Genomic DNA, 23435 nt, shown 5'->3' on the forward strand with positions numbered 1-23435 from the left:
AAAAAGATGTGAGGGCGCTGTCGAAATCGCAGCGGTTCAAACGTCTTTAATCGCAAGGCGCGGAAAGCGGCGGACCGGCTGCACGCGTCGCGATCACTCTATCGGCATGGAGGTATGAAGCCATGAGTGTTTCCTATCGTTGGGTCATCGTCGCCGTTGGCGCCCTGATGTCGTGCGTCGCCATCGGCGCAATGTTCTCGCTGGCGATTTTCCAGGAGCCGATCGCCACCGCGACCGGCTGGTCGCATGTCGGCATCGCCAGCGCCATGACGCTGAATTTCCTCGTCATGGGTCTCGGTGGTTTCCTGTGGGGCGCGGCAAGCGACCGTTTCGGGCCGCGCATCGTCGTGCTGGTAGGGTCCGTGCTTCTCGGCCTGGCGTTGGTGCTCGCCAGCCGCGCCGCAACGCTCATCGAATTTCAGTTGACCTATGGCATTCTGGTCGGACTGGCCGCCAGCGCCTTCTTCGCGCCGATGATCGCGGCGACCACCGCCTGGTTCGACGTGAACCGCGGGCTTGCCGTGTCGCTCGTCTCCGCCGGCATGGGGGTGGCGCCGATGACCATCTCGCCCTTCGCGCGCTGGCTGATCTCGGCCTATGAATGGCGCCCCGCCATGCTGATCATCGGCATCGCCACCTGGGTGCTCCTGGTGCCGGCCGCCCTGCTGGTCAGGCGCCCGCCTGCCGAAGCCGTCGACGCCGGCACCGAGTTTGCCGCGGAAGGCGGTCGGCCACAGCTGTCGAAAGTCTTCCGGTCGCCGCAATTCATCGTGCTCGGCCTCACCTTCTTTGCCTGCTGTGCGGCCCATTCCGGCCCGATTTTCCACATGGTGAACTATGCGACGATCTGCGGCGTCGCACCGATGGCGGCCGTCAGCATCTACAGTGTCGAAGGCCTGGCGGGCCTCGGCGGCCGGCTGCTCTATGGCAGCCTCGCCGACAGACTCGGCGTGAAGCCGGTCCTGGTCGCCGGCCTCCTGGTGCAGGCGGCCGCGCTCGCGACCTATCTCCTGGTCAGCGAGCTGACGGAGTTTTATGCCCTCGCCATCGTCTTCGGCAGTGCCTATGGCGGCGTGATGCCGCTCTATGCGGTGCTGGCGCGGGAATATTTCGGCCAGCGTATCATCGGCACCGTCTTGGGCGCCGCGACGATGCTCTCCAGCCTCGGCATGGCCTTCGGCCCTCTGATCGGCGGCTGGATCTTCGATACTTTCGCCAATTATTCCTGGCTGTTCATCGGTTCTGCGATGGTCGGACTCGGCGCGGCGGCGATCGCGCTCGCCTTCCCGCCTCTTGCCAGGCGGGAGCCGCAGCCGGCTTTCGGTGTGTCTTCCTAACAATTTCTTTCAAGGTCCAGTGAACGTCCTCCGGCGGGCATCGGCGATGATGCCCGCTGAGAGGAATTCGAGGTGTTGCAAGGACCTCGGCTCTCGCCATTTCGTGCATTGCCCTTCTTAGATTTCGGCTGGTAGACTTTCCCCTGCCTGTTTCATCACCTATGTCTTTGGTTTTTCGGGAGGCGTCATAGCCATGACAGAACTTGCTCAAATGCTCGCATCCATCAAATTGCCGGATCTATCAGGCAAGGCGGTGCTGATCACCGGCGCCTCGACTGGGATTGGGGCGGCGGTTGCCCGCGCCTTTGCGGCGCAAGGAGCCAAGGTGGGCGTGCATTACAACGCCAGCCGGGAGCCGGCAGAGAGGCTCGCCGAGGAAATCCGGGCCGCCGGCGGTACGGTGCATCTAATCCAGGGCGACGTGTCGAGAGAAGGGGAGACCGAGCGTGTCGTCGAAGAGACGGCGAAGACCTTCGGCCATCTCGACGGGCTCATCAACAATGCCGGCGGCATGCTGGGGCGCAAGCCGACCTCCGAATATACCGACGCCCATTATGCCGCGGTGATGGACCTCAATGCCCGCTCGGTGCTGGCGGCGACGCGCGCGGCCCATCCCTGGCTGAAAAAGCAGGGCGGGTTCATTATCAACACCACCTCGATCGCCGCCCGCAATGGCGGCGGCAATGGCGCGGTCCTCTATGCCGCCTCCAAAGGCTTCGTCTCGACCATCACGCGCGGCCATGCCAAGGAGTTCGTCGCCGACAGGATCCGCGTCAACGCGGTGGCGCCGGGTGTGATCGCCACGCCCTTCCACGAGCGTTATACCAATGACGAGCAGATGGAACTGCAACGCAAATCGATCCCGATGGGCTTCGTCGGCACATCAGAGGATTGCGTGGGGGCCTATCTCTTCCTCGCTTCGCCGACGCTCTCGGGCTACATCACCGGCCAGGTCATCGAGGTCAACGGCGGCCAGCTGATGCCGTAAACGCTTCGATCGGCAAACGACAGCGTCCGCTTTCCCCCGCCGCTACGGAACTTTCGAACCATCTTCACGTTTCCCGCTTGGTCTTTTCATCAAGCGGGGCGCCATGAGCTTTTCCTTTTCGGAACTCGACTTCCTCAAGCCGGAGCTGGGGGCGGAGTATACGGGTTCCGGTACTCATTTCGCCGTCTTCTCGGCGCATGCGGAACAGATCGAGCTCTGCCTGTTTTCCCCTGACGGAAAAGATGAGATTGCCCGGCTGCCCTTGCCCAAACGCGAGGGCGACATCTGGTCGGGCTATATAGCCGGCATCGGACCGGGCACCGTATACGGCTATCGCGCCCATGGCCCCTATGATCCTGGTGCGGGCCACCGGTTCAATCCGAACAAGCTTCTGCTCGACCCCTATGCCAAGCAGGTGACGGGCGAGCTGGAATGGCATGATGCGCTGTTCGGCTATCGGATCGGCGAGGACGATCTTTCCTTCGACGACCGCGACAGCGCGCCCTTCATGGTCAAGGGCGTCGTGCAGGATCCCGATTTCGACTGGGCGGGTGAAGAGGCGATCCGGCGGCCATGGCCGGATACCATCATCTACGAGGCGCATGTGCGCGGCCTGACGATGACGCATCCGAAAGTGCCCGACCGGCTGCGCGGCACCTTTCTCGGCATGTGCAGCGATCCGATCATTGATCATCTCGTCGGACTTGGCGTCTCGGCGATCGAGCTCCTGCCGATCCAATATTTCCTCGACGACCGCTATCTCCTCGAAAAGAATCTGAGGAATTATTGGGGTTATCAGACGCTCGGTTTCTTCGCGCCGCAGGCGCGCTATCTCTCAAGTGACAAGATCACCGAAATCAAGACCATGGTGAAGAAGTTCCATGCCGTCGGCATCGAGGTCATCATGGACGTGGTCTACAACCATACGGCCGAAGGCAGCGAGAAGGGGCCGACGCTGTCTTTCCGAGGGCTCGACAATGCGAGCTATTACATCCTCTCTCCCGACGATCCCCGCCACACCTTCGATACGACCGGGACCGGCAACACGCTCAACGTCGCCAATCCGATGGTGATGCGCATGGTGCTCGACAGCTTGCGCTACTGGGTTGGGGTCATGCATATCGACGGCTTCCGCTTCGATCTTGCCAGCACGCTCGGGCGCCAGGATCTGGAGTTCGACCGTCAGGGCCTGTTCTTCGGTGCTATCCGTCAGGATCCGATCCTGGCCGGCGTCAAGCTAATCGCCGAGCCCTGGGATATCGGCGCGGGCGGCTATCAGGTCGGCGGTTTCCCGCACCCTTTCCGCGAGTGGAACGACAAGTTCCGCGACGACGTGCGCCGCTTCTGGAAGGGCGACGGGGGCATGGTGTCGGAGCTGGCGGCGCGCATCACCGGCTCGGCGCCGCAATTCAATCATTCCGATCGGGGCGCGACCTCCTCGATCAATCTTCTGTCGGCCCATGACGGCTTCACGCTCATGGATACGGTGTCCTTCGACGGCAAGCACAACGAGGCGAACGGCGAGGATAACCGGGACGGCCATTCGGACAATCATTCCGATAATATGGGCGCCGAGGGCGCCACCGATAATCCCGACATCAACGCGGCCCGCGCTCGCCGGCGGCGCAACATGATGGCGACGCTGATGCTCTCCCAGGGCGTGCCGATGATCCTGGCCGGCGACGAACTTGGCAACAGCCAGGGCGGCAACAACAACGCTTATTGCCAGGACAATGAGATCGGCTGGACAGGCTGGGACGGGCTCGACGATCCCTTCCTCGATTTCTGTCGGCAGGCGGCAGCCTTCCGCAAGGCTCATCCAGTCCTCCGGCAGGAGCGGTTCCTGACCGGCGAGATCAGCGAGGACGGGCGCATCGAGATCGCCTGGTACAAGCCCGACGGCAGCTTCATGGACGACGGCGCCTGGAACGATGAAGGATTGCAGGTGCTCGGCCTCTACCTCTCGAAGAGTGCGCATGCGCTGGATACCGAAAACATGGATGACCTTTTCCTCGTCTTCAACGCCGGCGGCGACTGCGAGGTCCATCTGCCTGAGGTGAACGGACTGACGCAGTGGTCACGGGTTCTCGACACCGGGGCGGAGACCGGCGCCTTCGAGGTGCACGATCAGGACAATCCGGTCATTGTCTACACCCAAAGCCTGGCCGTCTTTGCACCGACAGGCCAGACGCGACCGCCGGAGGGGGCGACCCAGGCCCAGCGCCGCCGATGGTTTCAGTTCGGCCGCAGGAGCAAATAGCAGGTCATCAACAGCATGAATGCCGAAGCCATCACCGAACTTGGCCTGATCTATGTCAGCGATACCGAACCGGGCATCCGCAGGCGCAGGAAGGGCAAGGGCTTCAGCTATGTGATGCCGGATGGCACAACACTTTCCGATGAGTTGCAGCGGGCGCGCATCGGTGCGCTCGGCCTGCCGCCGGCCTACGAAAACGTCTGGATCTGTCTTTACGAGAACGGCCATCTGCAGGCGACCGGCATCGATGCGCGCGGGCGCAAGCAATATCGCTATCACAAGGACTGGCAGTCCTTCCGCAGTGCCGGAAAGTTCCACCAGCTGATCGAATTCGGCCAGGCACTGCCAAAGATCCGCCGCACCGTCCTGCGCCATCTCGACACCGGTGCCGAAGACGTCAACGGTGTGCTGGCGGCTTTGACGACGCTGCTCGACGAGGCGCATCTGCGGGTCGGCAACCAAGCCTATGTCCGGGAGAACGGCACCTATGGCGCGACGACGCTCTTGAAGCGGCATCTGAAAATCGTTGACGGGCGCATCGAGCTCAAATTCCGCGCCAAGGGCGGCAAGCGTGTCCAGCGCAGCCTCAAACATCCCAGGCTGCAGAAAATCCTGGAAGAGATTTCCGACCTGCCCGGCCGCCAGCTCTTCGTCTGGAAGGATGAAAGCGGCGCGCTGAAACCAGTCGATTCCGGCCGGCTGAATGCCTATCTGGCCGAAATATCGGGCATTCCGATTTCCGCCAAGACCTTCCGCACCTGGGCCGGATCGCTGGCGGCCTTCGGTGTCGCCCGCGAGAGGATCGTCGGCGGCGGCCGGCCGACGGTGAAGGAAATGTCGGAGGCTGCGGCCGAGGCGCTGCACAATACGCCGGCGATCTCACGCTCGAGCTATATCCATCCGGCCATCATTGCGCTCGCCGGCAATGATCATCCTTTGACCGAGGGCGGCAACGAGCCGCTGCGGGGTCTGCGGGCCGAAGAAAACAGGCTGCTTGATTTCCTCACCCGCGAGGCCGAACTGAACTCTTCAGCCCCCTGCGTCTAGCTCCGGGTAGTATCTGAAAATACCTTCCTCATTGAAGGCGAGGCGGCGAGGGGAGGCGAGATAGCGGGCGATGTTCGGGCGTTTGGCTACCGCATCGTGCAGGGCAAGGAGAGCGGGGTATTCGGCCTTGCTCTTCTTCATCGCTTTGGGAAAGGCATAGGTGAGGCCCTCGATCACCTGAAAGAGGGAGAGGTCGACATAGGTGAGCGAATTGCCAATCATATGATTGGGAGCTTGCGGATTTCGCGTCAGCACGCGCTCGAAATAGCCGAGGAATTTTGGAATGCGGTCCCGGATGAAGGCGACCGAGCGGGCTTTGGCTTCCTGCTTCTGGTCTTCGTAATAAAGCGACACGTCGATCGGGTGGTGCGTATCGTGCGCTTCGGCGACGAAATCGGTGATGGTGAGCTGCAGGCCGTTGGCGACATAGCGAAGGCTCTCGTCCTCCGGCGCAAGGCCGAGCTTCGGCCCGAGGTAAAACAGGATATTGGCGACATGCGGGATAAGAAGATCGCCGTCTTTCAGAAAGGGCGGCGCGAAGGGAATGTGAAGCTCGCCTTCGCTCTTCATGATCTCGAGCATGGCGCCCGTTCCCCGGCCGGGCTGACGCGTGACGTCGACATAGTCGGCGCCGGCTTCCTCCAGCGCCAAGCGCACGAATTCACCACGGCCTTGAATGCCGTCCCAATAATAAAGCTCATATGCCATGTTCAATGCCTCGGTTGACGACCGAAGTCTTTTCGCAGTTCGTCCTTGGCTTTTTCAAGGGTGCCGCGCCGCTTTTTCGACAGCTGCTCGCCGGCGCGGTTGATGTAGAAGGTCAGCATCGACATGGCGGCGCGAAACGGGCTCGACTGGCGGCGATCGCTCTCCTCGGCTGAGTGCTTGATCGACCGGGCAATTTTCTTCGGATCGTCCGATTTGAACACGCCTTCCTTGAGGTCCATCGCGTTGCTGTGTTCGGTAACGTCCTGCGACCACTTCTTCGATTTGGCCATGGCGAAAATCCCTTTGCCGGATGGGCAGGCGATAGACTGACGCCTGCCGATCCTCGATTACAGAGTTGGAGCATGACGCCGCCTGAGACCGCTCACACCCTTCGGCACATGCTTAGTGATGGCTATGGTGCTCGTGGCGCTTGCGTGTCGCGGCCGCCTTCTTGGCGGAAGCGGAGCGTTCCTCCTTCGAGCGTGCCGCGGATGCAGCACCGCCGGCCCGACCGCCCTTTTTAGAGGATTCGTGCGTATCCTTCTTGCCGCGGCCGGAACCGGATTTGTTGCCGCCGCCGCTTTCCTTGTTGACTGTCGCCCAGGCGCGCCGTTCGGCCTCCTTCTCGGAGACGCCACGCTCCTCGTAGCTCTCCTCGATGTGTTCGGCCTTGCGTTTCTGCTTGTCGGTATAGTCGGATTTGTCTCCTCGCGGCATCTTCGCCTCCTGTGGTTTGCAAAGCGCTCGAACGCGGTTTGTAAGAAATCCAACCGGTGCCGAGGGGAAAAGTTCCCTACAGCATCGGCCCGAACGAGATCGATATTTCGGTAGTCCGGTGCGTAGATTTAAAGAGTTAGAGCGTCCTCTGCGCTCCGAACGGACACACGGCGCTCCAGGAGCCATTGTCCCGAAATTCGGAACAAAAGCCGGTTTTGTCAGGTTTCCGATGGGTAAGCCTGCTTAAACCTGCGTGCAGCGGGGAATCGAGAACATGGAAAAACACATCGTCAGAGCCGATGGAAACGACGCGATAGACGTGAACGGCCAAGTATCGCCGGTCACCTAATCGTCAGCTTCAAGGAAGGGAAGGGACATTCCTACATAACGACGGCCGCCTCAAGCCTGCCGACATGATCTCGATCGAATTAACGGCCCGCGACGACAGCTGCACCAGCGAGGTCGACCTGATGCGCAAATATCCCGAGTTCGAGGGGGGGGTTAGAGTGGTTCAGCTTGGGATAGCTCGACGGCTCTCTTGACCGCCCGGTCGAGCGCAGCGTTGTCGTAGGGTTTCGTCAGCAGCACCGAGCCGGAGAAGCGAGCGGCGTCGGGCGGGTCGCTGTCGCCCGTCGCGAAGACCAGGCCGACGGACGGAAGGGCGTCCCGCGCCTTGGCGGCAAAGGCCGAGCCCGACATGCCGGGCAGGCCGACATCGACGACGATGACGTCGATGAGCGTGTGGCCAAGGATATCAACGCCCTGTTCGCCGCTGCCCGCCTCGATGACGTCGTAGCCGAGATCCTGCAGGATTTCGGCGGTATCCATCCGGATGAATGCATCGTCTTCGACGAGCAGCAGCCTCAGCTTTCCAGCCGTGCCGGGAACCTGTGGATCAGGTTGCCTTGCATTGGACACCCGCGCATTGGCCTCCGCCTGGTGGCGTTGCGGCCGGTTGGCGAGCACCTGGCGGATCTTGCGGGCGAGCTCCTCGCGCGTATAGGGCTTGGAGAGCAGCTCCAGGCCCGGATCGAGCCTGCCGCCATGGACGATCGAGTTTTCGGTATAGCCCGAGGTGTAGAGCACGGCGATGTCGGGCAGGCGCTGTCGCGCCATGCGCGCAAGCTCCGGGCTCCGCAGGGGGCCGGGCATGACGACATCGGTAAAGAGCAGGTCGATATGGGCGCCGCTCTCGATCACGGTGAGGGCGCTGTGCGCATCCTTCGCCTTCAGCACGTAATAGCCGAGATCCGAGAGCATCTCGACGACCGTGGCGCGAACGCCCTCGTCGTCCTCGGCGACAAGGATGGTTTCGGTTCCACCGGTCGCCGGCATGGTGTCGGCCGCCGTGGCGCGATCCTCGCTGCGGACCGAGCGGGCGAGGTAGAGTTTGACGGTCGTGCCTTCGCCGATCTCGCTGTAGATCTTCACGTGGCCGCCGGACTGTTTGACGAAGCCGTAGACCATCGACAGGCCGAGACCGGTGCCCTTACCTTCCGGTTTCGTCGAGAAGAACGGCTCGAAGGCCTGCTCCATCACCTCTTGCGTCATGCCGGAGCCGGTGTCGGTGACGGCGAGCACGACATATTGGCCGGCCTTCACCTCGGGATGGGTGCGGTTGTAGGAATCGTCGAGGAAGGCGTTGCCGACCTCGATCGTCAGCTTGCCGACGCCATCCATAGCGTCGCGCGAGTTGATCGCGAGGTTGAGCAGGGCGTTCTCGATCTGGGCCGGATCGGCGAAGGTGTTCCAGAGGCCGCCGGAGACGATGGTCTCGACTTCGATTTCCTCTCCGAGCGCGCGACGCAGCATGTCGTCCATGCCGGTGACCAGGCGGCCGATATTGACGACCTTCGGTTCCAGCGCCTGGCGGCGGCCGAAGGCGAGCAGCTGGCTTGCCAGTCGCGAGCCCCGTTCGACGGCGGCAAGCGCATTCGAAATGCGCTCCCTGGCCCGGCCGTTATCGGCCACGTCCTTGCCGAGAAGCTGGAGATTGCCTGAGATCACCTGCAGCAGATTGTTGAAGTCATGGGCAACGCCGCCGGTGAGCTTGCCGATCGATTCCATCTTCTGCGACTGCTGGAGCGCTGCTTCGGCCTGCTGGCGATCGGCGATTTCGGCCGCGACCCGGACCTCGAGCATTTCGTTGAGTTTGCGCAGCTGATCTTCCATGTGGCGGCGCTGGTCGATTTCGATTTTGGCGGCACGGAACAGCCGAATATTGTCGATCGCGACGGCCGATTGGCCGGCGAGGCTGACGAGGCTCGCCTCGGCCGCTTGAGAGAAGCGGCCGGGTTCGCCGTGGCCGAAGAACAAGCCGCCGATAACGCTGCCGTCGCGCGATTTGACCGGCACGGCAAGATAGCTCCTGACCGGGAGATGCCCCGTCGGCATGCCGGAATGCGGCGGATTCTGGCCGTAGCGCGGGTCGAGCAGGATGTCGTCGGAGCGCACGATGCCTTCGCCGCTGAAGGTCGGCTCGAAGACCTTTGTATTGCGTGGCATCGGGAATTTCTCGAAATTCTTCCGGTCGACGCCGGAGAGCGCGTAAAGCATGTAGCTGCCGCCCTCGCCATCATCGACATTGTAGAAGAAGGCGCCGAATTCGGCGCCCGTCAGTGTCACACCGGCATCGACGACAATCTGGGTGAGACGTTCGACATCGGGCTCGATGGTAATAGCGGCGCCCGCCTGGTTGACGACTGCAAGCGCCTCCGATTTGGCGCGCAGTTCTTCCAGCGCCAGCTTCTCGCCGCGCTTGGCGGCGACCTGTTCGGTGACGTCGAGGGTCGCGCAGAGGATGCCGGCGATGGCGCCGTCATCGTCGCGCAGCGGCGTGTAGGAGAAGGTGAACCAGGTATCCTCGGTGCGGCCGTCCCGGCGCATCGGGATGAGCAGCTCTTTAAACAGCTGCGGCCTGCCTTCAAGCGTGCTGGCGACGATCGGCGAGAACTGTTCCCAGATATCAGCCCAAACCTCGCGAAAGGGTCTCCCGAGTGCGCCAGGATGCCGGTCGGGGAAAACAGGCACGTAGGCATCATTGTAGAGAAAGGCGAGATCCGGACCCCAGGCGACGAATTTCGGCTGGCGCGAATTCAACACCATTTCGGCGATATGCTTGAGAGAAGCAGGCCAGCTTTCGACCGGTCCGAGACCGACGGCGTCAAAGGCCGGATGCCGCAACAATTCGCCGATTTTGCCGCCGCCTCTCGGCCAGCTGTTGCCGACGCTTCTCATTCAAAACCGCTTCCCTATCGCCCGCCGCGCCGGTGTGAACGGCAGCAATTCAACGTTCTACAGCATTTCTTGCGCGCCTGAAAAGATGCGCGCCGTAGGGGTTTAGCTCGTCCAACCGTCAACATAGAGGTTTGAAATGGCAGGGAAAGGGTTCGGTCGAAATATCGTTACCGTCCCGTGTTCAGCGCTTTAGCCGCAAGCGGACGCTGGCAAGAACTGCTAGTTCGGCAATTTTTGCGATGCTGCGAAGGCGCGGCCGATGCGGCATGGCGGGACAGAATGCATTGATCGCTTTGTCACCGGGACATATTCAGTGCTCGGTTTGTTGCTCGGCGACGACGCTCGCGAGCACCTCGTCGCTGCCGTTCGGGTAGATGGGAAGATCGAGCGTCACCGCCTCTTTCAACCCATCGCGCTCGATCGTGAAGAATTTCCGGATACGTCCTTCACCGTTCTGCTCTCCGGACGGCCTTGCCGCTCTTGTTGAAACAAGGCTGCGCTCGAAGCCTGCGGCGTCGGTCCCCGCGAAGGCCATCGTGCAGCTCTCGACAGCCTTCTCTCCGACCATAGCCCGTCCAACGACCAGGGCTTCGAATGGCGCCGTGCTGCCCGCCCCGGTGATCCAGCCGTCGAATGCCACGGGTTCCGAAAGAGGAAGAATGCTCAACACCATGTCGGCAGCAAGCGACGGCCACTTGTTTCGGTGGGCGAGTGCGGCCGCGCGATCATACTGCGGCCCGCGGTCCAGGCAGCGATCGGCGAAGCGGTCGAACGGAGGCAGAGCATCGTCCGCAAGGGCGTTGGTGAGAGGCACGAAAGCAATTGCTGCCGAAGCGAGTATAGTCTGCAGTCTTAGCATCGCTCTGATCCTCATCGCGCGTTCAACCAGTTCGCTATCTCGATCGCGGCGATAGCGACAATCACGAGGCCAGCCAAGACTGGCGATCGCGCGCGAGACGGAGGCAAGCAATTGCGGATGCCTTCTCATCAGATAGGAGATGCGGTCCCGGAAGACCACCGCGGTCGGCGACATTACTCCATCTCGAGCCGTTGCTCGGCAATGTGAAGAGGATGTGGAAGCACAAGCAAATCGACCGGGGCTACGGCGAGCTATCCGAGGAGGGTGCTCCAGGCCATGGCGATGCCGAAGGTGAGAATGGCGCCCGCAAAAACACCATTGAGCGCAGATTGATAGGGCCTAAGGCGGTGCACAATCTTGCAGCCGAGGACGGCGCCGAACGCGCCTCCCGCGATGAAGACCGCGGCGAGCGGCCAGTCGACGAGACCTGAGATGGAATAGGTGGCAGCCGTAGTCGAACCGAACGCCACGATCGCGACCAAAGAGGTCGACACCGCATTGATCGTCGGCATTCCGGTGGAAAACACCAGGCCGGGGACGATCAGGAAGCCACCGCCTATTCCGAAAAAGCCGGAGACGACGCCGCTCCCGCCACCGATCGCAAGAACCTTGGTGGTGTTCCGACGTTCGAAGATACAGGTATCTTCGCTGGCGACGCTTATTCGACGCAGCATCGAGATGGCGATGGCGATCATCAGCCCCGAGAAATACAAAAGCAGATGCTTCCCATCGAGCATCTTTCCGATCGAGGCGCCGAGCAGCGCTCCGACGGTGCCAGTCGCGCAGTAGAGTCCCGCATACCGCCATATCACCGTTCCTCGGCGCGCGTGCATGACCAGGCTGATCAACGCATTCGAAGCAACGGCAACGGCGCTGGTGGCAATGGCGGTATGGGCGTCGGTCAGTCCTACGGCGTGAACAAGAAGCGGGACGGCAAGGATGGAGCCGCCACCGCCCAGAAGGGCGAGGGTGAAGCCAACCAAGGCGCCGCTGAGGGTCCCCATGCCATATTGGAAAAGATCTAGCGCCATTTTTCAGGATCCTGCGTGAGCACAGAATGTTCAGTCAGCGGACGAGGTGCCGTAATCGGGTTGCTCAGGACCAGACGGAACCTTGAAAGGCACCCATCGGGAACTTGAGATAGCGAAGGCCGTTCCCTTCGGGTTCCGGTAGCCGGCCGCCGTTGATGTTGACCTGCAGCGCGTGAAGTATGAGCTTCGGCATCGGCAGCGTGCGATCACGCGCCTCCCGAAGGGTGACGAACGCGTCGGCGCAAGCACATCGCGCAACGTGGATGTTTTCCGCCCTCTGACGTTCCACTGTGCTTTCCCAGAGCGGCTGCCGGCCGCCGGGCTGATAATCGTGTCCCACAAAGAGGCGCGTATCGCCGGGTAACGTCAGGATGTTCTGAATGCTCAACCAGAGTGACCTGGCGCTGCCGCCTGGAAAATCCGCACGGGCAGTGCCGCTGTCAGGCATGAAGACAGTGTCATGAACGAACACGGCGTCGCCCGCCGTGTAGGTGATCGAGGCAAGGGTATGGCCAGGCGAATACATGACGCCGACCTCGATGTTCCCAATAGAGAAGGTGTCTCCGTCGAAGAAGAGCCGATCCCACTGGCTGCCGTCGACGGGAAGATCAGGCCAGTTGTAGATCTTCGACCAGATTTTCTGAACATCCGTGACGCGGCTCCCGATCGCCGTTGGCGCGCCGGTCCGCTCCTTCAGATAGGCGGCGGCCGAAAGGTGATCGGCATGCGGATGAGTGTCGAGGATCCAGTGCAGGCGCAGGTCCTGGTCCCGAATGTGGTCCAACAGCATTTCGGCGTTGTGGGTCGTTGTCGATCCTGACTTCTCGTCGAAATCGAGAACCGGATCGATGATCGCACAGGCCCTGGTTTGCGGATCGCTGACCACGTATTGAATCGAAAAGGTCCGCGCGTCGAAGAACGCGGCGACATCAGGTCTACGCACAGACCGCCTCCTGTCGACCGGACGCGACCGGTGAGAAGATCGCGCGCGCCGGATCGAAGGTGTAGAGCGCGACATACGACGGTGCGTCCCGCGCGAGTTGCGCGACCGAATCCAGGATGAAGGCAACTGTTTCGTCCGATGCGAGGACGCTCAAGTTGAGCCGCGTGAATCCGGGTTTCTCGATTTCGTTGCCAGCCAAGATCGCCTGCCGCATGCGCTCCGACGTCCGGGTGTCTATCGAAAGCAGCCGATGCACGTAGGGTCCAGCGCAGGCGCAGCCGCCACGCGCCTGAATGCCAAACCGATCGCTGAGCATGCGGGTAATCAATTGCTGGTGGATGTAGCCACCCTTTCCATCGCGCACGCGAAACGAAAAGATCGGCAAGCGTGCAATCGAGGTGGAGCCAAGCAGTTCGATCTCCGAAACGTCCTTCCACGTGGTAAAGGCGCGCCGCGTGTACTCGTCGTTCAGCCGCTTGATTGCATCAAGTCCGATCGCGTCCTTGACCAGGAAGGCGAGCGCCGCACGGATGTCGCCGATGACGTTGGGTGTTCCCGCTTCCTCCCGAGACTCCAGGCTGTCGCTGTAATCGTGCCCCGTGGGTGACACGAATTTCACCGTGCCGCCCCCGGGCCAGGATGGCTTGCTCGTCATTACCGCGTCCTGCCGCACGACCAATATGCCGGAGGCCCCTGGGCCGCCCAGGAACTTGTGAGGAGACACGACGATTGCGTCGATTTCGGCGCCAAGCTCGGGCGTCATCGCAATCGGCACGTATGGTCCGGCCCCCGCATAGTCCCAGACGACTTTGGCGCCTGCAGCCTTTGCAATCTTTGTGAAAGCCACGACGTCGGTCAGGATGCCAGTGACGTTCGATGCGGCAGAGAACGAGCAAACGGTCAAATCTGCGGGCGCGTTCTCAAGTGCCTTCTGCAACATGACCGGATCGGGACCACCGTCGTTGCCCTCGGCAATCTCGATGACCTCCGCTCCGCTCTCGCGCCAAGGCAGGATGTTGGAGTGGTGTTCATATGGGCCGATGACGACGCGCACGCTTTTGCCGGCCGCGATCGCATCGGCGACGCCCAGCAGCTTCACCAGGCGATTGAGGCCCGCCGTCGCGCCGGATCCGGCAAAGATGACGGCATGCTGTCGATCGGCTCCGCAGAGCTCTCTAATGATTGAGCGGGCTTCCCGCCGAAGGCGGGTCATCATCCCTCCGCAGTAGGACGCCTCGGTATGGCTGTTCGCGTAGTAGGGAAGGACCTCTTCGAGGATGAATTCTTCGATCTGTCTGAGGGCGCGTCCCGAAGCCACATAGTCGGCATAGACAAGGTCCTTGGGGCCGAACGGGCCGTCGACCTTCGCCTTTGAGCCTATCAGCCCCGCCCTGAACCTGCCGATGGGGTCATCTCGGTTGAGATCACTCTTGAACTTGCCGAGGACCGTGGAGAGTTCTTTTGATGGATAGCGCGCAGCCAGTTCGTGCATCGTCATTCTCCGCGAAGGATTTGACAACGATTCTAATCTGCATCACCGTCGAAAACTTCACCGATTTTTTGGACGAATAGGACAAGATTGGGTCATATGATCGATAATAATTTGAAAATTGACGAAATTGATCTGAGAATTCTGACGTGCATGCAGCGGGATTCTTCGCTTTCTCAACGCGACTTGGCCGAGCAGGTCGGACTATCGCAGAATGCTTGCTGGCGCCGGCTTCAGCGCCTTTATGCGACAGGTGTCATCAAAGGATCGCGCGCCTCCATCGATTTCGAAGCGCTCGGTTATGATCTCACGGTGATCGTCATGATCCGAACTCGCCATCATTCAAAGGAATGGTCGGAAGATTTTCGCAAGCACGTCGACCGGATGCCGGAAGTCGTCGATTTCTACCGAATAGGCGGCGACTGGGACTACCTGATCAAGGTCATCACCAAAGGAATGTCGGGCTATGACGCTTTCTACCAGAAGCTGATAACGAACTTCGATCTTGCGACAGTGACCGGCTATTTTTCGATGGAAGCAATCATCAGCAATCGCGCTGTGGACCTGATGCGCATGCGGTGACGCCTACGCCGAATCCAACAGAATGCTTCAAGCTAACCCGGAAATGTCTAGTCCTTTACTGGTTCGCCGAGCGTATGCATCAGGCGGTTCGCCCAGCCGAATATGGCGGACGATAGCACGAGGTCCAGGGCTTCAAGCTCGGAAAGACCGACGTCCGTCAGCGCCTGCGCGTCAGCTTGCGTTGCTTCCGGCGGTGTCGTCGACAGATGGGCGGAGAAATCGAAGATGGTTTGAAGGTGCTCATCGAGTTCGGCGTCGAGCCCTTCGGCGAAAATGGCGTCGATCACGTCAGTCCGCTTGGTATGGCTGATGAACCGGGAGGCATGGACGGCGGCGCAGTAGACGCAGCGATTGACGACGGAAGCAGCAGTGGCGCCCAGCTCGCGTTCTCCCGGTGAAAGCCCGTCCTTACCGTACATAATCAGGTTGAACAGGGGTGAGCGGACGGCGAGGGATTCCGGGTCATGCGCAAGCGTCAGGACGTAGGGGGAGATGCCCTTGTTGGAGGGCGTGACCTGCATTGCCGCCCGCTGCTCGGCGGTCGCAGTTTCAAGATCGACTGGAATGACGTAAGGCCGCCAGCGCGGAACCTCAGTGGTGAAGGTATGGACGATTTCGCTCATTGTCTTCCTCCGATCAGCGCCAGCCCTGCAATGACGCGAGCCTGATAATTTACGAAGGCCGCAAGCTCCGACAGCCGGACGATGTCTGCGTCGGTCATTCCCGCACTGCGCAATCTTTCTATGTGGTCGCGGGTCGCTTCCCGCGGCGCGACCGTCAGTCGGTCCGCATGGCGGACGATCTCTGCGATGCGCCCATCGGTTGCGCTAGTACCTGGTTTGGCGAGCGGCGCTGTCGATGCCTCGGCGGCACGTTTTACCAGTTCGTCATAGTGCTTCGCCAGTTTTTCGCTGTGGTTGTGACGGGCCATACGGGCGGCAAGCGCCGCCCTGAGGCCATGCGACAGGCCACCGGGATCACGCGGAAGAAGGACTGCGTCGTGGGCGGCTTCGCTGAGGCGCAGGATCTCCGCCCGTTTTTCCATGGCCTCGGCAAGGGCTGAGCCGGGTCTGACGGCGGCAAGAGTTTCGATGAGCGTCAAGGCAGGCTCCTTTGCATCTCGCGGGAGAGCTTTAGATGGGGTGGAGGTTCATTATGTCAAAATCACATGGAGACTTGCAATCCATGCGAAATAATTATCTAGTATCTGCTCAAATCATGGAAAGCGAATGCTTCCAAAGCATGGATAGCGGTGGTTCATGTTGAATATGAATAAAAGCCCGTTCGATATCCGGCAGCTCGAAGCCTTCGCGGCGGTGATGTCGGCTGGCAGTGTCACCGGCGCAGCCCGGCTGCTCGGCCGTTCCCAGCCGGCCGTGACGCGGCAGATCCAGGACCTGGAAGCCGATCTGGGCTATGCGCTCCTCCACCGAAGCGGTCCGCGCATCCAGCCGACGGCGCGCGGACTGCGCTTCCATGCCGAGGTCGAACGTCATCTCGCCAGCCTGACGCACATCCGCGAACGGGCCGAGGCAATCGGTCTCGACGAGCCCGCGACCTTGACCATCGCGGCAACGCCGTCTCTTGCCGCAGGAATCCTGCCGCAGGCTTTGGCGGCCGTCTCGCCCGGCCTGATCCCGCGTCATCTCCACGTCCAGGCGCTCGCCGCCGAAAACGTCGTGCAGGCGGTTCTCGCCCGGTCGGCCGATCTTGGCATATCGAGCCTGCCGCTCGAACATCCCGGTCTCGACATCCACTGGATCGCGGAAGCACCTTGCGTGATCGCCATCGGCGCCGACGATCCTCTCGCTGCGAACGACGTCGTTCGCCTGGCCGATCTCGCGGAGCGTCGCATCATCACGCTCGCGAACCCCTATCGGCTTCGTCATCGCGTCGACGAGGCGCTGGAACGGGCAGAGGTGGCGCCGGATCGCATCATCGACGTCAACGCCTCGCTGACTGCGCTCTCGTTGGTGCGCGCAGGACTTGGCATTGCCATCGTCGAGCCCGCGACCGTCTGCGGCGTGCCCCTCGATGGCATCGTTATGCGCGTGCTCGACCTGGCCATCCCGTTCCTGTTCGGTGCGATCTCGGCGGCGGCGTTGCCGCTCGCGCCGACCGTCGCCGCCGTAATCGATGCCGCGCGGCTCGAAGCGTTGAAGATGCCTGGCTGCCGCCTGCTGGAGGCGAATGGCATCGAAACCTTGGCGGACACCGTCTACGGGCAGGCTGCGATCTCCGAAGGAGCGCCGGCATGAGCGACCTTTCCACACATCCTCACAATCTTGATGCCCTCGAAGCGCGTCTTCGTCAGGACCTCTCCTGGCTGGAACTGCCCGCCAAGGCGTGGGTTCCCGCCCGCGAAATTGATGGCCAGCCTGTCATCGACGTCGTCATCATCGGCGGCGGCATGGCAGGCCTCGTCGCTTCCGGAATGCTGAAGCGCCTTGGCGTCGCCAACCATGTCATCCTCGACAAGGCACCCGCCGGGCAGGAAGGGCCGTGGGTCACTTTCGCCCGGATGCGCACCCTTCGATCTCCGAAACAGCTTACAGGCCCCGCGATGGGACTGCCGGCGCTCACCTTCCGGGCCTATTATGAAGCGCGCTTCGGCAGCGCAGCGTGGATGGCGCTCGACCGAGCGCCGCGCGAGACGTGGATGGACTACCTGATCTGGTATCGGAAGGTGCTCGAGCTGCCGGTGCGCAACGGCGTCTCGGTCGATGCGATCCTGCCGCGCGACGATGGCATGCTCGACCTTGCCTGCAACGAGAATGGGCGCACGGAAACGATTATCGCCCGCCACGTTGTTCTCGCAACCGGCCGCGACGGTCTCGGCGGCCCCTTCGTGCCCGACATCGCCGAAAATATCGATCGCAGGTTCTGGGCGCACACCGCCGATGCGATCGACTTCGCAGCGCTACGCGGCAAGCGGGTAGGGGTGATCGGTGCGGGTGCGTCGGCGATGGACAATGCCGCGACCGCGCTCGAAGCAGGTGTCGCCCGCCTCGACATGTTCGTCCGCCGCAAGGAACTGCCGCGGATCAACAAGTTCACCGGCATCGGCAGCCAGGGCGTCGTCCATGGCTTCGCCGGACTGCCCGACGAATGGAAGTGGCGCTTCCTCGACTACGCCATGAGCCAGCAGACGCCGCCGCCGCGTCCGAGCGTGCTGCGCGTCAGTTCCTTCGAGCGGGCCCACCTTCATCTCCAAAGCCCGATCACCGGCCTGCAGCAGGACGGCGACCAGCTCGTCGTGACGACGTCGAAGGCCAGCTACCCCCTCGACTTCTTGATCTTCGGGACCGGCTTCAAGATCGATCTGACCAATCGGCCGGAACTGGCGGTCTTCGAACCCCACATCCGACTTTGGCGCGACCGCTTCCCGACGCCGGCCGGGATGGCGAATGCGGAGCTTGAAGGATCGCCTGATCTTGGCGAGGCTTTCGAATTCCTCGAGAGGGAACCGGGTTCCTGCCCGGTTCTCTCGAAGATTCATTGCTTCAACTTCCCGGCGACCCTCAGCCACGGCAAGCTCACAGGCGACATCCCTGCAATCAGCGAGGGCGCCGACCGCCTGGCGCGCGGCGTCGTCCGATCGCTCTTCGTCGAAGACCGCGAGAGGCATTTTGCAAACCTCCAGGCCTTCGACACGCCGGAACTTCTCGGCGACGAGTGGTTCGATGCCGAGACCGAAGCGCTTCCCGAACTGTCTTCCGAAAGGACCTGAGATCCGAAATGCTTGAGATCAAGAACCTGAAGCTGTCCTACGGTCGCACCCAGATCCTGAATGGCGTCGATCTCTCGGTGAAACGAGGTGACGTGGTTTCGATCATCGGTCCCAGCGGAACCGGCAAGACGACGCTGTTGAAGTGCATCAACCACCTGGCGAAGCCGGCATCCGGAACGATTGCCTTCGACGATATCAGGATGGACTTCGCGCGGCCGGACAAGGCTGCCGTTCGGGCGATCCGTCTGCGCACCGCGATGGTCTTCCAGCAGTTCAACGTCTTCAAGAACATGACGGTCATCCAGAACGTCATGGATCCGCTGGTTGTCGTGCAGGGCAAGTCGAAGGACGAAGCCCGCGCCATTGCGCTGCAGGAGCTTGAGCGGGTGGGGCTTTCCGACAAGCTCGACAACTATCCGTCGCAGCTTTCGGGCGGGCAGCTCCAGAGAACGGGCATCGCCAGAGCGCTCGCGGTCAGACCTGATGTGATGCTCTTCGACGAGCCGACCTCGTCGCTCGATCCCGAACTCGTGAACGAGGTCCTCAAGGTGATCAAGGATGTCACGTCCTCGGGCATCACCTCGCTTCTCGTCACGCACGAGATGCAGTTCGCCAAGAACATCTCGAACCGCATCGTCTTCATGGACCGAGGTGTCGTCGCAGCCGACGGCAGTCCGTCCGAAATCTTCGACACGCCCTCCAACCCGCGCCTCGCTCAGTTTCTCAATTCCGAACGCGCGATCCAGTAAGAAAGGATGCCTGAAATGACTTCCATGAGTTCAATCTCGCGCCGTGGTCTCGGTCTCGCCGTAGCAGGCGTCGCGATCGCATTCGCAACCGCGTCCTTCGCCGAAGACGTTCGGACGATCAAGATCGCCACCGCGGCGGAATCGAAGCCGCTCTCCTGGGGCGCGATCGGCGTCGAACCGCAGGGTTACGAGCCCGACGTCCTGAAGGCGATCAACGCCAAGCTGCCGCAGTACAAGTTCGTGATGGAAGGTGCTGCCGACATCGCGCAGGAGACGGGCCTTGCGACCGGCAAGTACGATATCGCAACCGGCGGCTACTATCGTGCGCCAGCCCGCGAAAAGCAGTTCCTCATTCCGGAAGCGCCGATCGGCGCCAGCCTGATCAAGATTTACAGCCGCAAGGATAGCGGCATCAAGGAGATGAAGGATCTGGTCGGCAAGAAGATCGTGCCGGTGACGGCAGGCGGCGGCATCTACAAGTTCGCTACGGCGTGGCAGGAAAAGAATCCCGACTACAAGATCGAAATCACCGCTTCGAGTGCCGGCATTCCCTATCCGGATCGCCTGAAGGAGGTCGAGAACGGCAAGTATGACGCGCTCGTCTTGCCGTCGAATCTCGGCGAGCAGACCGTGATCGACCAGCAGAAGCTGAACGTCCAGGCAAGCGAGCCGGTCGCGATCAACAACACCTTCGTGCTCATCCATCGCTCGGAAGAGAACAAGGCGCTCGCCGACGGCATCGACAAGGCTTTGAAGGAGCTCAAGGCCGACGGCACGCTCGCCAAGCTCTCGCAGAAATGGTTCGGCGAGGACATCACCACATACATGAAGTAACGCCTGGCTTCGAAGCCGGCGACCACGCCCCTGACTGACAGAAGGAGTGTTCCCAAGTGGACCTATCCATCATGATCCCCGAGCTGCTCTCGGCGCTGCCGCTGACGCTTGCGATCACGTTCACGGCCATGGTCGCCGGCTTCGTGCTGGCTTTGATGACGACGACGTTCCGCGTGCGCAGGATTGCGGTGGTCAGCCAGCTGGCCGACCTCTACGTGTCCTACGCGCGAAGCGTTCCGGTCGTTCTGCAGCTGTTCGTGGCTTTTTATGGTCTTCCGGTGCTTGTCGGCGTTTTCGGCATCGACGACTTCGTCTCGCCGACGATCGCCGCCATGCTGGGCCTTAGCCTCTATCATGGCGGCTATCTGTCGGAAGTCATGCGTCCGGCCTTTCTTGCCGTCGAGCGCGGCCAGCATGACGCGGCCGACAGCCTCGGTTATACGTTCCAGCAGAAGCTGGTGCGCGTCGTCGCGCCGCAGGCGGTGCATATCGCGCTTCCCGGCTACGGAAACTCGATCATCTATCTCATCCATAATGTAGCTCTGGTCATGTACATCGGCGCCGCCGACGTGATGGCGACCGCCCACCTCGTCATGGAGCGCGACTACAACCAATATCAGTTCGAAACCTACCTCGTATTGGCGGTGCTCTATTCGGTCCTCTGCCTGGCCGCCTGGCTGATCGTCCGTTTCTTCGAGCTTCGTTCTGCGAAGTTCGCCCCGAGTGCTGCGCCCGCCCGGGCCACGCTGATGGCAAGCGTCTGATCGAAGGAAGGAGCACACCATGTTCGATATCGAAGTTCTTCTTCCCGACCTCCGGGATATCCTGGGCGCGGTGCCGCTGACGCTTGCCATGGCGCTCGCCATTTTCGTGCTTTCGACGATCATCGGCAGCCTATTTGCCATGGTCGAGTATCGTCGGGTCCCAGTCCTTCGCCAGCTCGTTGTCGCCTACAAGGTGGCGTTCAAGGGCGTCCCCATGGTGGTGGTGATCTTCCTTGCCTATTATGGACTTCCGTCGACGCTGCAGTTCCTTACCTCGCTCGTCGGCGTGGAGTACAATGGTCACTCGACGCCGAATTGGGTGACGCTCATCGTCGCCCTGACAGCCTGCGTCGCGGCTTTCCAGGCGGAGGTGGTCAGGGGCGCGCTGAACTCGTTCGACACGGGGCAGGCGGACGCCGCCTATTCGCTCGGCTACAAGAAGAGCCAGCTCTTCCGCCGGGTCATGCTGCCGCAGGTGATTGTGGCAGCGATCCCGGATCTCGCCAACTCCTTCATGGTGATCATGAAGGCGCTGTCGCTAGGCTTCGCCATCGAGGTGGTCGACATCTTCGCACAGTCGCAGCTGACCGCGGCGCTGAACTTCTACTATCTCGAAGCCTTCCTGGTCGCCGTGGTGATCTACATAGTGATCGCCTATGCCGTGACCCAAATCGCCGACAGAACGGAGCGAGCTCTCAGAGTACGGACCTGAGGGGGCATGCGCCCGTTGCAGTTGACGCTGCTCGCGCCCGCCGGCGCAGCGTCAGCGCTGCGTTTAGGGGCGATAGCCGATGAACTTCCGCCGGAGGCAGGCATGGACTTCAGGATTCCTCGGGCGGCTTGAGGTGGCGGAACTGCAGCAACAGCAGGAGGTCGTATATAATCTTTAGGCCGGCACAGATGATAAGCGGCCAAGCCCGATAAGACGCGGCGAAAAGAGCACCGGCCAGCGCAGGGCTGGCCGCCGATGCGAGGCTGCGCGGCACCGATGTGAAGCTTGCGGCAGCGGCTCGCTCCGCCTCGGTGACAACCGCCATCACGTAGGAAGAACGGGTTGGCACATCCATCTGCGAAAGCGCGGCCCGAACCAGCAGCAAGGCAAGCACCAACGGCAAGGTGGGGGCGAATGCGGCAAGGCCGAGAGCGATGCTTGATGGAATGTGGGTGAACACCATGGTGTTCACTAAGCCAATCCGGTTCGATAGCCGGGCAGCGACAGGAAACGAAAACGCCGACAGCACGCCGGTCCAGAAGAAAAACACTCCAGCCTGGGATAGCGAAAGATCGAATCGTTCGAACAGCCACAGCGCGAGCAAGGACTGGACCACGAAACCTCCAGCGAAGGCATCGAGACTAAAGAGGGCCGCGAGCTTCATGACGATGGCGCGCGAAGGCCCGAGTGCCGCCGGCTTGTGATCTTCGTGCGTCACCGGGCGAGACGGTATGCGGGCATAAAGAAGGCCGCCGAGAACGCCAACGAGCGCATAGAGAACGAACATCAGCCTGATCGAACTCAGTTGCGTCATTCCGAACCGCGTCATGACGTCAGGCAGCGCCGCAGCAAGCGCGCCGCCGGCGCTTGCGAGCGCCCCGACCAGGCTGTAGCGCGCAAACATTCTCGTTCGATCGGCGTTGGTCACCTCCCGGGCAAGGACCGCATGTTCAAGCGGCACGAAGATGCTCACGCTGCCTGCCGACGGATTGATCGTGCCGGCAAAGGCGACGGCGAGCAGCAGCGCATAGTCGCTGATCATGGGCATGGCGACACCTGTGGCGACCATCAGGCCGGCGGCTGCCAAAAGCAGGCGGCGGAGATCATGATGCCCGCCGAGAAATCCGATGATGATGGTCAAAAGTGCGGACCCGAAGAGGGATGCCGTCGCAATGACGCCGACCTGCAGGGGCGAAAATCCACGAGCAAGGAGATAGACCGGCAACAGGATGGCCACGAAGCCGTCGCCGAAGTCTCGCAAGGAGCGCGCCGCAAAAAGCCATGTCGCCGGCTGAACGCTTCGCTCCTGTCCCATTGTCCTCGATCTCATCCTGCTTCGAGCCCTTGCCTCTAAAGTGCCGTAGGTCCCTCGGAGGCAGAAAGGACGTTCCAACACTCTGAAACTAAGCATCGTGCTTCCGAAAATCGATTCCGATTTTCAGGCGATACGC

The 23435-nt window shown here is 61.6% G+C and carries 22 protein-coding genes and 1 pseudogene; 12 read left to right on the forward strand and 11 right to left on the reverse strand.

Features of this window, described 5'->3' with window-relative positions:
• Positions 1-122 precede the first annotated feature (122 nt).
• The 4 genes from Tal182_RS27740 (at position 123) to Tal182_RS27755 (ending at position 5629) form a co-directional block, all read left to right on the forward strand.
• Entirely contained in the window at positions 123-1337 is a 1215-nt protein-coding gene (locus tag Tal182_RS27740; RefSeq protein ID WP_085861558.1) for an MFS transporter, read from the forward strand.
• A 193-nt stretch (positions 1338-1530) separates the two neighbouring features.
• On the forward strand, positions 1531-2325 hold the full coding sequence (locus Tal182_RS27745) for an SDR family NAD(P)-dependent oxidoreductase (protein ID WP_085861559.1): 795 nt from the start codon (positions 1531-1533) through the stop codon (positions 2323-2325).
• Positions 2326-2428: 103 nt separating this feature from the next.
• Complete coding sequence (glgX, locus tag Tal182_RS27750) at positions 2429-4585, forward strand: glycogen debranching protein GlgX (RefSeq protein WP_085861560.1); 2157 nt, start codon at positions 2429-2431, stop codon at positions 4583-4585.
• Between the two features lie 15 nt (positions 4586-4600).
• Positions 4601-5629, forward strand: a complete 1029-nt coding sequence (locus tag Tal182_RS27755) for a DNA topoisomerase IB (protein WP_064812162.1) — start codon at positions 4601-4603, stop codon at positions 5627-5629.
• Here Tal182_RS27755 and Tal182_RS27760 read toward each other — a convergent pair.
• From Tal182_RS27760 to Tal182_RS27770, 3 genes are all read right to left on the reverse strand, one after another.
• Positions 5612-6337, reverse strand: coding sequence for a glutathione S-transferase (locus Tal182_RS27760; protein WP_085861561.1), 726 nt, complete (start codon positions 6335-6337; stop codon positions 5612-5614). The two genes, Tal182_RS27755 and Tal182_RS27760, sit on opposite strands and share 18 nt — an antisense overlap.
• Positions 6338-6339: 2 nt before the next feature.
• The gene (locus Tal182_RS27765) at positions 6340-6627 is read right to left on the reverse strand and encodes a DUF3175 domain-containing protein (protein WP_085861562.1); all 288 of its coding nucleotides are present in this window, start codon (positions 6625-6627) and stop codon (positions 6340-6342) included.
• A 112-nt stretch (positions 6628-6739) separates the two neighbouring features.
• A complete protein-coding gene (locus Tal182_RS27770; RefSeq protein WP_085861563.1) occupies positions 6740-7054 on the reverse strand; it encodes a plasmid stabilization protein in 315 nt (104 codons plus the stop codon).
• A gap of 274 nt (positions 7055-7328) precedes the next feature.
• Between Tal182_RS27770 and Tal182_RS33280 the strand changes: the two are divergent.
• Positions 7329-7596 (forward strand): annotated as a pseudogene (locus tag Tal182_RS33280) (hypothetical protein).
• Here the strand turns inward: Tal182_RS33280 and Tal182_RS27780 are convergent.
• From Tal182_RS27780 to Tal182_RS27800, 5 genes are all read right to left on the reverse strand, one after another.
• Positions 7556-10291 (reverse strand): response regulator, encoded by a 2736-nt coding sequence (locus tag Tal182_RS27780; protein WP_085861564.1) that lies wholly within the window; start codon positions 10289-10291, stop codon positions 7556-7558. The pseudogene Tal182_RS33280 and the gene Tal182_RS27780 overlap by 41 nt on opposite strands.
• Before the next feature lie 310 nt (positions 10292-10601).
• Complete coding sequence (locus tag Tal182_RS27785) at positions 10602-11324, reverse strand: hypothetical protein (protein WP_245344900.1); 723 nt, start codon at positions 11322-11324, stop codon at positions 10602-10604.
• Positions 11325-11401: 77 nt separating this feature from the next.
• Positions 11402-12181 carry a sulfite exporter TauE/SafE family protein gene (locus Tal182_RS27790; protein WP_085861565.1) on the reverse strand — a complete coding sequence of 260 codons (780 nt, stop codon included), beginning with the start codon at positions 12179-12181 and terminating at the stop codon, positions 11402-11404.
• Between the two features lie 64 nt (positions 12182-12245).
• Positions 12246-13124: an MBL fold metallo-hydrolase gene (locus Tal182_RS27795; RefSeq protein ID WP_064812166.1), complete on the reverse strand. Its 879-nt coding sequence runs from the start codon at positions 13122-13124 to the stop codon at positions 12246-12248.
• Positions 13117-14616 (reverse strand): aminotransferase class V-fold PLP-dependent enzyme, encoded by a 1500-nt coding sequence (locus tag Tal182_RS27800; protein ID WP_085861566.1) that lies wholly within the window; start codon positions 14614-14616, stop codon positions 13117-13119. The genes Tal182_RS27795 and Tal182_RS27800 overlap by 8 nt, the downstream gene beginning before the upstream one ends.
• A gap of 96 nt (positions 14617-14712) precedes the next feature.
• On the opposite strand from Tal182_RS27800, the gene Tal182_RS27805 reads away from it, so the two are divergent.
• Positions 14713-15195: an Lrp/AsnC family transcriptional regulator gene (locus tag Tal182_RS27805; protein ID WP_064808386.1), complete on the forward strand. Its 483-nt coding sequence runs from the start codon at positions 14713-14715 to the stop codon at positions 15193-15195.
• Positions 15196-15242: 47 nt separating this feature from the next.
• Here the strand turns inward: Tal182_RS27805 and Tal182_RS27810 are convergent, their stop codons facing one another.
• Entirely contained in the window at positions 15243-15818 is a 576-nt protein-coding gene (locus tag Tal182_RS27810; protein ID WP_085861567.1) for a peroxidase-related enzyme, read from the reverse strand.
• On the reverse strand, positions 15815-16297 hold the full coding sequence (locus tag Tal182_RS27815) for a hypothetical protein (RefSeq protein ID WP_085861568.1): 483 nt from the start codon (positions 16295-16297) through the stop codon (positions 15815-15817). The genes Tal182_RS27810 and Tal182_RS27815 overlap by 4 nt, the downstream gene beginning before the upstream one ends.
• A gap of 157 nt (positions 16298-16454) precedes the next feature.
• On the opposite strand from Tal182_RS27815, the gene Tal182_RS27820 reads away from it, so the two are divergent.
• The 6 genes from Tal182_RS27820 to Tal182_RS27845 are packed head-to-tail and all read left to right on the forward strand — an operon-like array spanning position 16455 to position 21984.
• A complete protein-coding gene (locus Tal182_RS27820) occupies positions 16455-17453 on the forward strand; it encodes a LysR family transcriptional regulator (RefSeq protein ID WP_164517826.1) in 999 nt (332 codons plus the stop codon).
• Positions 17450-18925, forward strand: coding sequence for an NAD(P)/FAD-dependent oxidoreductase (locus Tal182_RS27825; RefSeq protein ID WP_085861569.1), 1476 nt, complete (start codon positions 17450-17452; stop codon positions 18923-18925). Before Tal182_RS27820 ends, Tal182_RS27825 begins: the two co-directional genes overlap by 4 nt.
• 8 nt (positions 18926-18933) lie before the next feature.
• Positions 18934-19674 (forward strand): amino acid ABC transporter ATP-binding protein, encoded by a 741-nt coding sequence (locus tag Tal182_RS27830; RefSeq protein WP_085861570.1) that lies wholly within the window; start codon positions 18934-18936, stop codon positions 19672-19674.
• Positions 19675-19689: 15 nt separating this feature from the next.
• Positions 19690-20508 (forward strand): amino acid ABC transporter substrate-binding protein, encoded by an 819-nt coding sequence (locus Tal182_RS27835; protein ID WP_064808395.1) that lies wholly within the window; start codon positions 19690-19692, stop codon positions 20506-20508.
• A 56-nt stretch (positions 20509-20564) separates the two neighbouring features.
• Positions 20565-21272 carry an amino acid ABC transporter permease gene (locus tag Tal182_RS27840; protein ID WP_085861571.1) on the forward strand — a complete coding sequence of 236 codons (708 nt, stop codon included), beginning with the start codon at positions 20565-20567 and terminating at the stop codon, positions 21270-21272.
• Positions 21273-21291: 19 nt separating this feature from the next.
• Positions 21292-21984, forward strand: coding sequence for an amino acid ABC transporter permease (locus tag Tal182_RS27845; protein ID WP_085861572.1), 693 nt, complete (start codon positions 21292-21294; stop codon positions 21982-21984).
• A 109-nt stretch (positions 21985-22093) separates the two neighbouring features.
• Here the strand turns inward: Tal182_RS27845 and Tal182_RS27850 are convergent, their stop codons facing one another.
• On the reverse strand, positions 22094-23299 hold the full coding sequence (locus tag Tal182_RS27850) for an MFS transporter (protein ID WP_085861573.1): 1206 nt from the start codon (positions 23297-23299) through the stop codon (positions 22094-22096).
• Between the last annotated feature and the right edge of the window lie 136 nt (positions 23300-23435).

Origin of the sequence: Rhizobium sp. TAL182, assembly GCF_002117725.1 — a bacterium.
GTDB classification, from domain to species: domain Bacteria; phylum Pseudomonadota; class Alphaproteobacteria; order Rhizobiales; family Rhizobiaceae; genus Rhizobium; species Rhizobium esperanzae.